Origin of the sequence: Sphingopyxis sp. MWB1 (assembly GCF_000763945.1) — a bacterium.
Classification (GTDB): domain Bacteria; phylum Pseudomonadota; class Alphaproteobacteria; order Sphingomonadales; family Sphingomonadaceae; genus Sphingopyxis.
In genome coordinates, this window is sequence record NZ_JQFJ01000002.1 from 2174965 (window position 1) to 2186984 (window position 12020).

Consider the following 12020-nt stretch of genomic DNA (forward strand, 5'->3'; position numbering starts at 1 on the left):
AAGATCCTTTCTCGCAATCCAAGATAGTGTTGCTTTTGGGCAACACAAGAGCGCCGCGGGCCCTTCAGCCTAGGCGGGAGAAGACAGAATGTCTGCCACCCTTTCTTGCAGGCGCGGAATAATCTCCTCCTCGAACCAGGGGTTGCGCGCGAGCCAGCGGTTGTTGCGCGGGCTGGGGTGGGGAAGGAGGATCTGGTGCGGCCAGCCGGACGCCCAGTCGCGCACCCGTTCGGTCAGCGACGCGCGGCGCGCATCGTGCCAGTCGGCGGCATAGCGGCCGACGGCGATGGTCAATTGCAGCGCGGTCAGCGGCGCGAGCAGCCCGGCGCGCCACAAGGCGGCGCATCGCGCTGGCGGGGGCGCGTCGCCGCCCTTGCCGCTGCCCGGAAAGCAAAAGGCCATGGGCAGGATGGCGATGCGGTCGGGGTCGTAGAAGGTGTCGCGCGATACCCCGAGCCAGCGGCGCAGCCGGTCGCCCGACGCATCGTCGAAGGGCAGGCCGCTGGCGTGGGTCTTGCGCCCCGGCGCCTGCCCCGCGATCAGGATCCGCGCGCGCGGGCTCCATTGCAAAATCGGGCGGGGGCCGAGGGGCAGATCGGGACAGGCGCGGCAAGCGCCTATGCGTTCGAGCAAAGGGCGATCATCGGCGCCTGTCACGTTAGGGAATGAACCTTTCCGGTTTAAAAGCCGTCCCGCGCAAATTGATCGAGCAGGCGCACGCCATAGCCCGTCATGCCTTTGGGAACGAGCGGGCGGTTTTTCTCGCTGCGGTTCATGCCCGCAATGTCGAGATGGGCCCAGGGCATATCCTCTTCAACGAAAAATTCGATGAAATGTGCGCCCAGGCTGGCGCCCGGCCCGTCGCCGCTGCTGTTGCGGATGTCGGCAATGTCCGAATCCATGCGCTCGGCATAATTGTCGTGCAGCGGCAGGCGCCACACTTCCTCGCCGCTTTGCTTGCCCGCGGCGAGCAATTTGTCGGCCAGCCCGTCATTATTGGCGAACAGGCCGGCATATTGGTCGGACAGGGCGCCGACGACCGAGCCCGTCAGCGTCGCGATATTGACGATGGCGCGCGGGCGATAGGCTTTGGCGACATATTCATTCGCATCGGCGAGGACGAGGCGCCCTTCCGCGTCGGTGTTGATCATCTCGATCGTCTTGCCCGACATGGTGCGGACAATGTCGCCGGGACGCTGGGCATTGCCGTCGGGCATATTTTCCGCGAGCGCGGCGACGGCGACGATATGGACCGGCGCGCGCGACTTGGCGAGCGAGAGGGCCGTGCCCATGACCGAGGCGGCGCCTGACATGTCGCCCTTCATATTGCCCATGCCCGATCCGGGCTTCAGCGAAATGCCGCCGCTGTCAAAGGTGATGCCCTTGCCAACGAGCGCGAGCGGTGCGGCATCCGAGCCCGGGCCGCGATAGCGCAGCAGCATCATGCGCGAACCGCGCGGGCTGCCCTGCCCGACCCCGACGATGCTGCCCATGCCAAGCTTCCGCATCGCGGCTTCGTCGAGCACCTCTATGCTGACCCCCGCAACGCCGGAAAAGGCATCGCGAACGCGGGAGACGAAGCTGGCGGGGTAGATGATATTCGCCGGTTCATTGGCGAGGTCGCGCGACAGCCGCACCCCCTCGGCCAGTGGTTCCCAGCGACTGGAAAAAGCGCTCCGCGCCGCGTCGGCGGCATCGCTGACGAAAATAATCCGGTCGGCGCCGGGGTTTTCGCGGTCGACGGTCTTGTAGCGATCGAAGCGATATTGGCCGAGCGCGAAGCCATAGGCGACTTCGGCGGCGGCGGCGCCCGGGGCGCCTGCGACGGCGACGGGATGCCCCTCGCTTTTGAGGTCCTGCGCGATCTTGCCGCCCGCTTCGGCGAGGGCGAGCGCGTTGGGGGCGGTGCCGGTGCCGACGAGCAGGATGCGCGGCCAGGCGCCGATGCCGCGAAGCGACAGCGTCGAGCCCGCCTTGCCGGTGAACTTCGCCGCGGCAATGGCCTGGTTCAGCGCCTGCTCTTCGGCTGAGCTGAGCGAAACGCCCGGAAGCGGCGGCAGCTTTTCATCGGCCATCAAAAGCGCGAGCGTCGCGCCCTGCGGCGCGGTGGCGGCAAAGGCGATGGGACGCTCGGCGCTATTTTGCGCGGCCGGGACAATGCCCGATCCGATGACGGGCTGTGCCAGCGCGGCGGGGGCGACCCCCAAGGACAGGAAGGCAGCGAGAAGAAGGCCCCTGGAACGCATGATATAATGTCTCCCTATTATGGTCATCGGTTGGCCTTAGCTTTTCTGCCGCGCTAATCCAGTGCCAGTCGACGAACGACAGCGGCTTGCGTTCAAGCCTGACTGACGCCAGACAGGCGCGGGCATTGGAAGGGCATAAGCAGATGTGGCGACGGGCGTTGATTGGATTGGTGCTGCTGTTGGTCGGCGCGGCGGCGGCGCTCGCTTTTTGGGAGCCATTGACCGCTTCGGCTTCGGCTCCGCCGGCGTCAGATTATCAGCCTGAACGGGTGGAGATTGCGCGCGACCGCTTTGGCGTGCCGCATATCTTTGGCAAGAGCGATGCCGATGTCGCCTATGGCGTCGCCTATGCCCATGCCGAGGATGATTTCGAAACGCTGCAGCAGGTGATGGCGATGACGCGCGGGCGCGCGGGCGCCTTGCTGGGCGAAGAAGGCGCGCGGATCGATTATGTCGCCGCCTTGCTCGATGTGCGCGCGACCAGTGCGCGCGACTGGCCGGGCCTGCCCGCCGATGTGCGTCGGCTGTTCGACGCCTATGCGGCGGGGCTCAACCATTATGCGGCGAAGCATCCTGAGGAAGTGGCCCTGCGCGGGCTCTTTCCGGTGACGGGCGAGGATGTGGTGGCGGGCTTCATCCTGCGCTCACCCTTTTTCTTCGGGCTCGATTCGGTGCTGGGCGATGCGGTGGAGGCCAAGCCTTTCGCGCGCGAAGGCGGGCCTGCGCTGGCGGACGAGACGAAACCGGTCGTGCGTCCCCTGACCCCGGTGGGCCGCGATCCCGATGACAATGGATCCAATGCCATGGCGGTGGCGCCCGCGCGTTCGACCGATGGAGCGACCCGGCTCGTGTCCAATTCGCACCAGCCCTGGACCGGCAGCGTCGCCTGGTATGAACTGGTGGTGCATAGCGATGAAGGGTGGGATTTTGCGGGCGCGACCTTTCCGGGGGCGCCCTATCCCTTCCTGGGCCACAATAAATATCTTGGCTGGACCAATACGGTAAACCGGCCCGACCTGATCGATATTTACAAGCTGGTTCTCGACGACAGCGGCGAGGCCTATCGCTTTGATGGTGAGTGGCGACCGCTGGAGAAAAAGCGCGTGTGGCTGAAGGTCAAATTTGGGCCCTTCACGCTGCCCGTGCCGCGTACCGTCTGGCGTTCGGTGCATGGGCCGGTGGTGAAGAATGACGAAGGCGCCTTTGCCATTCGCTATGCCGGGATGGATCAGGCCGATATGGTCACCCAATATTACCGGCTGAACAAGGCGCGCGATTTTGCCGAATGGCGCGCGGCGATGGCGGGGCAGGGGGTTCCGGCGACCAATTTCATCTATGCCGATGCCAAGGGGAATATCGGGCTATTCTATAACGCCATGTTCCCCGACCGGCCGCAGGGATATGACTGGCGCGGCGTGCTGCCCGGCGATCAGTCGGCGGCGCTGTGGACCGAAACCTTGCCCTTTGGCCGCGTGCCCGCGCTGGTGAACCCGCGCTCGGGCTATGTGATGAATGCGAACAACAGCCCCTGGGTCGCCGCCGGACCGGGCGACGAGCTCGACGCCGCGGCCTTTTCGCCGCTTTTGGGGGTGGAGGAAGATATGACCAACCGCGCGGCGCGGCTGATCGACCTGTTCGAGGCGTCGGGCCAGATCGACGAGGCGCGGCTGAAGGCGATCAAATATGACACCAGCTATGCGAAGACCGGCTATGCCAAGGCGTGGATCGACCGGCTGCTCGCGCTCGATGTCAAAGGCGATCCGGCGCTGGAACGGGCACAGGCGCTGCTGCGCCAGTGGGACTGGAACCTCGATGGCAAGGGGAAGGGCGATGCGCTGGCGCTGATGCTGCTGCGCCCCGCCAACCGCAGTCATTATCAGCGCCGCCCCGCGCCCGATCCGATGAAGACGCTGAAGGAGGTGACGGTGCATCTGCAAAAGCATTTCGCCGGGCTCGACCCGCGGCTGGGCACGGTGCTGCGCCTGAGGCACGGCGAGGGCGCGGCGCGCGTCGACCTGCCGCTCGATGGCGGCAATGACACGATCCGCGCCTCCACCCTGTGGGATGTCGAGCCTGACGGGCGGCTGAAGGTGCGCCACGGCGACAGTTTCATCATGTTCGTGACATGGGATCGCGATGGACGGGTGCGGTCCGAATCGATCCAGCCCTTTGGCGCCGCGACGACGCGGCCGGCGAGCCCGCATTATAATGACCAGGCGCCGCTGTTCGTCCGCCATGCGCTGAAGCCCGTGCTGTTCGATCCGCAGGCGCTCAAGGCCAGCGGGGCGCGCTTCTATCGGCCTTGAACCCCTTTCGCCTTGCTGTAATAAGGCAGTCATACAGCATCTGTGGGTGCTGCCGGATTATCCGGCGCCGCAGCCTTGCGCGCGGCGCCTTTTCAAGGGGACCATCATGGCTCGTTTCCGTCATTTTTCTTTGGCTCTGGCTATCACGACCTCGCTGGTTGCAGCCGGTCCGGTGCTCGCCAAGGCCAAGGGCGATGAGCCCGCGCCAATTTCCGACCTGGTGAAGGCGGTCGATATCCCCTATGAAAGCTTCACGCTCGACAATGGGCTGCGCGTGATCGTCCATGAAGATCGCAAGGCGCCGGTCGTGGCCGTATCGGTCTGGTACCGCGTGGGATCGAAGCATGAGCCCAAGGGCAAGACCGGCTTTGCCCATTTGTTCGAACATCTGATGTTCAACGGTTCGGAAAATGCGCCGGGCGATTTTTTCGAGCCGCTGCAGCAGGTCGGCGCGACCGATTTCAACGGCACCACTTTCCTTGACCGCACCAATTATTTCGAGACCGTGCCGACTGCGGCGCTCGACCGCGCGCTGTTCCTCGAAAGCGACCGCATGGGGCATTTGCTGGGCGCGGTGACGCAGGAAAAGCTCGATAACCAGCGCGGCGTGGTGCAGAATGAAAAGCGGCAGGGCGACAATAATCCCTTTGGCCTGCTGCGTTACGAGATTTTCGAAAATCTCTTCCCCAAGGGGCATCCCTATCACCACAGCACCATCGGTTCGATGGCCGACCTTAATTCGGCGAGCCTCGATGATGTGAAAAAATGGTTCACCGACAATTATGGCCCGAACAACGCCGTGCTGGTGCTGGCGGGCGATATTGATGTCGCCACCGCGAAGGAGAAGGTGACGCACTGGTTCGGCGATATTCCGCGCGGTCCGGCGGTGAAGGCGGTCGATGCACCGGTGCCGACCCTGCCCGCGCCGCTGGCGAAGGAAGTGAAGGATCTGATCCCGACCACGCGCCTTTATCGCATGTGGACGATCCCGGGGCTCAACGATCCCGATGCCGTGCCGCTGCAGATGGCGATGGGCGTATTGGGGGGGCTTTCCTCCTCGCGGCTCGACAATGCGCTCGTCCGCAAGGATCAGGTAGCGGTCAGCGTGGGCGCCAGTGCCTCGCCCTTTGAAGATGCCGGCATATTGATCGTCCAGGCCGATGTGAAACCCGGCGTCGATGTCGATCTGGTGTCGAAGCGGCTCGACGAGGAAATCGCCAAATTTCTGGAAAGCGGCCCGACGGCGGATGAATTGCAGCGCGCGGCGGCAAGCTATCTGGGCGGCGCCATTGGCGGGCTCGAATCGGTCGGCGGTTTTGGCGGCAAGGCGGTCGCGCTGGCCGAAGGGGCGCTTTATTCGAACGACCCCGGCTATTATCGCACCGAGCTTGACCGCATGGCCAAGGCGACCCCTGAGCAGGTGCGCGATATCACGCGCAAATGGATGTCGCGGCCGGCCTTTTCGCTGAAATATACGCCGGGTGAGCGCACCGAGGGCGGCGAGCATCGCGGCGGCGCGGTGGTGGCGGCCAAGGATGCCGTGCCCTTTGCCGCCGACCGTTACTGGAACCCCGATCTGGGCGATGTCGGCCCTGCCTCCTCCACGCCCGGCGCGACGTCGATCGCCGACCGGTCGCAATTGCCCCCCGTGGCCAATCTGACCGCGCTCGATTTTCCCGATATCGAGCGGGCGAAGCTGAAAAACGGCATCGAGGTGGTGTTTGCGCGGCGCAGCGCGGTGCCGACGGTGAATGTCGCGGTCAGCTTTGATGCAGGCTATGCCGCCGATCCGCGCGACGCGCTCGGCACCCAGTCGCTGATGCTCAGCCTGATGAACGAAGGCACGACCAGCCTCGATTCGATTGCCTTTGCCGAGGCCAAGGAGCGGCTGGGCGCGCAGATCAGCGGATCGGCCAATGCCGACGAAACCGTCTTTACGCTGTTCGCCCTGACTCCCAATCTCGCGCCTTCGCTGCGCCTGCTCGCGGATTATATCCGCCATCCCGCCTTCGACGCGAAGGAATTGGAGCGGGTGCGCGCGCAGCAGCTCAATCGCCTGAACAGCGAATTGAACACGCCCAATGCGATTGCGTCGCGCGTCCTGATGCCCGTCCTTTATGGCGAGGGGCACCCCTATGGCATTCCGCCGTCGGGGCTGGGGAATGAAGCGGCGGTCAAGGCGGCGACCCGCGACCAGCTCGCCGCTTTCCATCAGGCGTGGATCCGTCCCGACAATGCCCGTATTTTCGTGGTGGGCGATACGACGCTGGCCAAGGTCACCCAGCAGCTGAACGCGACCTTTGGCGACTGGCGCGCCCGGCGCGATGCCAAGCCGGTGAAGCATTTCGATGTCGCCATTCCGGCCCCGCAGCCGCGCATCATTCTGGTCGACCGGCCCAAATCGCCGCAGTCGGTGATCATGGCGGGCAAGGTCCTCGACAAGACCGGTCGCGATTCGCTCGAAATCTTGCGGTCCGCCAATGATATTTTCGGCGGCAGCTTCCTCTCGCGCTTCAACATGAACCTGCGCGAGACCAAGGGCTGGTCCTATGGCGTGCGCACGCGCGTGTCGGGTGAAGCCGACCGGGTGAGCTGGACCGCCTTTGCGCCGGTTCAGGCCGACCGCACCGGCGATGCGATCAAGGAATTGCAGAGCGACCTTTCGGCCTATCTGGGCGACAAGGGAACGACGGCAGAGGAATTGGAGCGGACGGTCAACGGCAGCGTTCGCGAACTGCCCGGCAGTTTTGAAACCTCGGGCGATGTGCTTGCGGGGATGCGCTCGATCGTCAAGTTTGACCGCCCCGACACTTATTATGAGACGCTTCCCGAAATCTATGAAGCGATGACTCGTGAGCAGGTCGATGCGGCAGCGCGCGAAACCCTGAGCGCCGATAATCTGGTCTATGTCGTCGTCGGCGATGCGGCGGTTGTGAAACCGCAGCTTGACGAACTGGGGCTTCCCGTGGAAACAGCGACATTGTCTAATTAACATTGGTTTAAATTAGGAGATGGATATGTCGCAGGTTGATGGCAGCTATGATTGCGTAACCAAATCGCCGATGGGCGACCAGAAGTCGGTGTTCACCGTCAAGAGCGACGGCGACAGCTTTACCGGGCAGAATGCCGGGGCCATGGGATCGCTCGATGTCGAAAATGGCAAGGTCGATGGCAATAAGCTGACCTGGACGATGAACATGAAAGTGCCGATGCCGATGACGCTTGAATGCGAAGCGACGGTCGATGGCGACACGCTGACCGGCACGATCAAGGCGGGTGCTTTCGGCTCGATGGCGATGACGGGTACGCGTCAGAGCTGATCCTTTTAAAGCCGCAAAATGGGAGGCCGTTTCGCGCGCGCGAGGCGGCCTCTTTTCATTCTGCATAGCTTTGCGTTCCTGGCGCGCGCCGAAGGGCTATCCAAAACGGGCCTTGAGGCGCATATGTCCTTGCTATGCACGACATTTCCGAATCTCCCCCGCGCCGCAGTCTTCCAGGTGAGCGCGAAATGGTTTTGATGATGGCGATGGTGATGGCGCTCAATGCGCTGGCCATTGATGCCATGCTGCCGGCTTTGCCCGCCATTGGCGAAGGGCTGGGCGTCACCGCCGCCAACGACCGGCAATATGTGATCTCCACCTATCTGGTGGGTCTTGGCATTGGATCGCTTTTCTATGGACCGCTGGCCGACCGTTTCGGGCGCAAGGGCGTGCTGGTGCCGGCGCTCTTTGCCTATATCATCTTTTCTATCGGCTGCGGTCTCGCCACCAGCTTTCCCATGTTGCTTGGCTTGCGCTTTGGTCACGGGCTGGTCTCGGCGGGGCTGGGGGTGATTGTCGTCGCGGTCATTCGCGACCTGTTCGTCGGCGACGCCATGGCCAAGCGCATGTCGCTGATCTTTCTGGTCTTCATGATCGTGCCGATCATCGCCCCAACCTTGGGGGCCGGCATTGCCGCCGTCGCTGGCTGGCGCGCGATTTTTCTGGTGCTGGCGCTGATGGGCGGGGTGATGCTGTTCTGGTTGCGGCGCCTGCCGGAAACGCTGACGGCGGCGGATGTGCGCCCGCTCAACTGGCGGACGATGGTTGCGGGGTGGGCGACGGTGACGCGCCATCGCCGCGCGGCGGGCTATATGATCGCGGCGGGGCTGATGCAGGGCGCGCTCTATGGCTATTTGAACAGCAGCGAGCAGATTATCGGCGATGTGTTCGGCGCGCGTGAGCTATTCCCGCTGGTCTTTGCGGCGGTGGCGGTGGGCCTTGCCATCGCCAATTTCTCCAACTCGCGCATTGTCGAACGCTTTGGCGCGCGGCGGGTGTCGCAGACGGCGGTTTTCGCCTTTATGGCGACCTCGATCGCGCAGATTGTCGCGGCGCTGAGCGGCGGCGAGACGCTGACCATCTTTACCGTGCTGATGATGATCAACGTCGGGCTGATCGGCTTTATCGGCAGCAATTTCGGGTCGATCGCCATGGAGGATTTCGGCCATATGGCGGGCGTTGCGTCCTCCTATCAAAGCTTTGCGCGCACCTTGCTGGCCGCCGTCGCGGGCGCGGTGATCGGGCAGCAATATGACGGCACGACCCTGCCGCTGGCCTATGCCTTTCTGATCTCTGCCATTGGCGGCTTGGCGCTGGTTTTCTGGGCCGAGCGCGGGCGGCTCTTTACCCGTCCGGGCACCGCGCCCAAGGCGCCTTTCTAGCGCGTTGGGCGTCGGCCCGTTCCCGGATCACCCGAATGAGCGCATATTGGGTAAGCGCATAAAAGAAAGGGGGCCATTGGCCCCCTTTCGATTGGCTGATGCGCGACCCGTCAGTCGAACGACGGGACGGGCGGAACAGGCGGCGGCGGGGCGTCACTGTCATCTTCATGCACCTCGACGATGCCGCGACCGACATGGCTGCGACGATAACCGTAGATGAAATAGATGACGAGGCCGATGGCGCCCCAGACGGGCAACACCATTTTCGCATCGAAGGGCAGGTTGAAATAGAGGCCCAGCGTACCGACAATGGCGAGCGGGGCGACGATCCAGACCAGCGGGGTGCGGAAAGGCCGGTGACGCGTCGGATCCTTGATGCGCAGCGCCAGCACCGCAATCGCCACCATGAAGAAGGCGAAGAGCGTACCCGAGTTGGAGATGTCGGCAAGCTTTCCGACCGGGAGGAAGGCGGCGAAGAAAGCGACCGCCACACCCGTAATCATGGTCACAACATGCGGCGTTTTCCACTTGGGGTGGATCGTCGCGAGCTTTTCGGGAAGCAGGCCGTCGCGGGCCATGACGAAGAAGATGCGCGTCTGGCCGAAAAGCATGATCAGAATGACCGAGGGCAGCGCGAGGAAAGCCGCGATGCCGATGGCGTTGCCGAGCCACGGATAGCCGATTTCGCGCAGCACATGAGCCAGCGCCTCACGCGAGCAAACCAGCGGTTCATGGCCGATTGCGACAAGCGAAGCACATTGTTCAGCAAGCGCGCGCGAACCGGGGGCAAGCAATTCGCCCGCCGGACCGGAGACCGGCTGCGCGCCCAGCGTGCCGATCGCACCGGCGGCCACCGCAAGGTAGAAGAGGGTGCAGACGCCGAGCGAGGCGATCAGGCCGATGGGCACGTTGCGCTGCGGATTCTTGGTTTCCTCGGCCGCGGTCGAGACGGCGTCGAAGCCGACATAGGCGAAGAAGATCGACGCCGCGGCGCCGACCGCGCCAAAGCCCGCCATCTGGCCGAACCAGCCATTGGGCAGGAAGGGATCGAAATTCTGGCCCTTTATCATCGGCAGGGTGAGCGCGATGAAGAGGGTGAGAGCGGTGACCTTGATCACCACGAGGACGGCGTTGACGCGCGCGCTTTCGGTGGTGCCGATCATCAGCAGCCAGGTGACGAGCAGGGCGATCACCAGCGCCGGCAGATTGACGAGCCCGCCCGCATAGGGACCGACCGTCAGCCAGAGCGGAAATTCGATGCCTGCATTGGATAAAAGCCCGACGAAATAGCCCGACCAGCCGACCGATACGGCGGAGGCCGCGACGGCATATTCGAGGATGAGCGCCCAGCCGACGGTCCAGGCGAGAAGTTCGCCCATTACGGCATAGGTATAGGTATAGGCGCTGCCCGAGACGGGCACCATCGAGGCGAGTTCGGAATAGCAGAGCGCCGCGACGACGCAGACGAGGCCTGCGATCACGAAGCTCCACATCATGCCGGGCCCCGCCTTTTGCGCGGCCTCTGCCGTCAGGACGAAAATGCCGGTGCCGATGATGGCCCCGATCCCGAGCATGGTTAGCTGAAAGGCACCGAGGGATCGGTGCAGCGACTTTTTCTCGGCAGTTGCCAAGATTGCGTCGAGTGATTTGACGCGTCCAAAAATCATGCGTGTCTTCCCCTTATTGGGGCCGGAACGGGCCCCTCTCCTGCCCCGCAAACTAGCTTCTCCGCCGGTCAGCGCAACTTAATTTCAGCGTCGTGACGCCAGTTTTACGGCTCGAAGGCGCCGCGCGCCGGGACAAAAGAGGCGGCGGCGTGGGGGCTTGGGGAAAGCGGAAGTTGGCGAAGGTGCCACGCAGCATAGGTGGGGCCGCGTGAGAATTTCACCTATCCATTAATATTATCAATAAGTTAATTGGAGGCTTCGGCGCAGGCTTGCGCTCCTAACCCGCCAGCATTGGTCCGAGCGGCTTGCCGGCGAAGAGGTGGACGTGGAGGTGCGGCACCTCCTGATGGCCATGGCGCCCGATATTGGCGAGCAGGCGATAGCCGGGCTCGACAAGGCCCAGATCGCGCGCGACCTGACCCACGGCGCGGATGAAGCCCGCGATTTCATCGGCGCTAGCGCGCGCCGAAAAATCGTCCCAGCTGACATAAGGCCCCTTGGGGATCACCAATATATGCGTCGGCGCCTGTGGGTTGATGTCGTGAAAGGCGAGGGCGTGATCATCCTCATGGACTTTCTTGCACGGCAGTTCGCCGCGCAGGATGCGCGCGAAAATATTATTCTCGTCATAGGGAAGGGTCGGGTCGATCGCCATGATCAGGGCTCCTTTTGCTGGCGGGCAGCCTTTTCGGCATGGCCCGAAATTCCGTGCCGCCGGTCAAGTTCGGTGGCGATGGCGTCCCAGCCAAGGCCGCGTTCGGCGAGCAATATATTGAGGTGGAAGATGAGGTCGGCGGCCTCGCTCGTCAGCGCGGCGTCATCCTCGGTGAGCGCGGCGATGACCGTTTCGACCGCCTCCTCGCCCAGCTTTTGCGCGATCTTGCCGCGTCCCTTGGCGGCGAGGCTGGCGACATAGGAAGCGCCCGCATCACCTTCGGCGAGACGCTGGCGCACCAGCCGGTCGAGCCGGTCGAGAGCAGGGCCGATATGTTCGCTCATCTGATTTCCCTTTCGCGCGCCAAGGCGGGGCTGTGCATGTTCCTATCGCCTAGTGCGGCGGGGCGGCAATTTCCACCGCTGATGTTGTGGGCGCGGGGTG

9 protein-coding genes are annotated in these 12020 nt (G+C 63.8%); 4 read left to right on the top strand and 5 right to left on the bottom strand.

Annotated elements, in window-relative coordinates:
- Nucleotides 1–69: 69 nt before the first annotated feature.
- The gene (locus JV18_RS0110870) at nucleotides 70–657 is read right to left on the bottom strand and encodes a uracil-DNA glycosylase family protein (protein ID WP_033074502.1); all 588 of its coding nucleotides are present in this window, start codon (nucleotides 655–657) and stop codon (nucleotides 70–72) included.
- Nucleotides 658–680: 23 nt separating this feature from the next.
- A complete protein-coding gene (locus JV18_RS0110875) occupies nucleotides 681–2246 on the bottom strand; it encodes a leucyl aminopeptidase (RefSeq protein WP_033074503.1) in 1566 nt (521 codons plus the stop codon).
- 143 nt (nucleotides 2247–2389) lie between these two features.
- On the opposite strand from JV18_RS0110875, the gene JV18_RS0110880 reads away from it, so the two are divergent.
- The 4 genes from JV18_RS0110880 to JV18_RS0110895 all read left to right on the top strand — a co-directional run bounded on the left by JV18_RS0110880 (nucleotide 2390) and on the right by JV18_RS0110895 (nucleotide 9254).
- Nucleotides 2390–4552 carry an acylase gene (locus JV18_RS0110880; RefSeq protein WP_200879094.1) on the top strand — a complete coding sequence of 721 codons (2163 nt, stop codon included), beginning with the start codon at nucleotides 2390–2392 and terminating at the stop codon, nucleotides 4550–4552.
- 106 nt (nucleotides 4553–4658) lie between these two features.
- A complete protein-coding gene (locus JV18_RS0110885) occupies nucleotides 4659–7544 on the top strand; it encodes a M16 family metallopeptidase (protein WP_033075266.1) in 2886 nt (961 codons plus the stop codon).
- Nucleotides 7545–7569: 25 nt separating this feature from the next.
- Nucleotides 7570–7872 carry a hypothetical protein gene (locus tag JV18_RS0110890; RefSeq protein WP_033075267.1) on the top strand — a complete coding sequence of 101 codons (303 nt, stop codon included), beginning with the start codon at nucleotides 7570–7572 and terminating at the stop codon, nucleotides 7870–7872.
- A 188-nt stretch (nucleotides 7873–8060) separates the two neighbouring features.
- Nucleotides 8061–9254 (top strand): multidrug effflux MFS transporter, encoded by a 1194-nt coding sequence (locus JV18_RS0110895; RefSeq protein WP_235303149.1) that lies wholly within the window; start codon nucleotides 8061–8063, stop codon nucleotides 9252–9254.
- A gap of 110 nt (nucleotides 9255–9364) precedes the next feature.
- Here JV18_RS0110895 and JV18_RS0110900 read toward each other — a convergent pair whose 3' ends face one another.
- From JV18_RS0110900 to JV18_RS0110910, 3 genes are all read right to left on the bottom strand, one after another.
- Nucleotides 9365–10921: an amino acid permease gene (locus tag JV18_RS0110900; RefSeq protein WP_033074504.1), complete on the bottom strand. Its 1557-nt coding sequence runs from the start codon at nucleotides 10919–10921 to the stop codon at nucleotides 9365–9367.
- A 277-nt stretch (nucleotides 10922–11198) separates the two neighbouring features.
- Nucleotides 11199–11576, bottom strand: a complete 378-nt coding sequence (locus tag JV18_RS0110905; RefSeq protein ID WP_033074505.1) for a histidine triad nucleotide-binding protein — start codon at nucleotides 11574–11576, stop codon at nucleotides 11199–11201.
- Nucleotides 11577–11578: 2 nt separating this feature from the next.
- Nucleotides 11579–11920, bottom strand: coding sequence for a phosphoribosyl-ATP diphosphatase (locus JV18_RS0110910; protein WP_033074506.1), 342 nt, complete (start codon nucleotides 11918–11920; stop codon nucleotides 11579–11581).
- Between the last annotated feature and the right edge of the window lie 100 nt (nucleotides 11921–12020).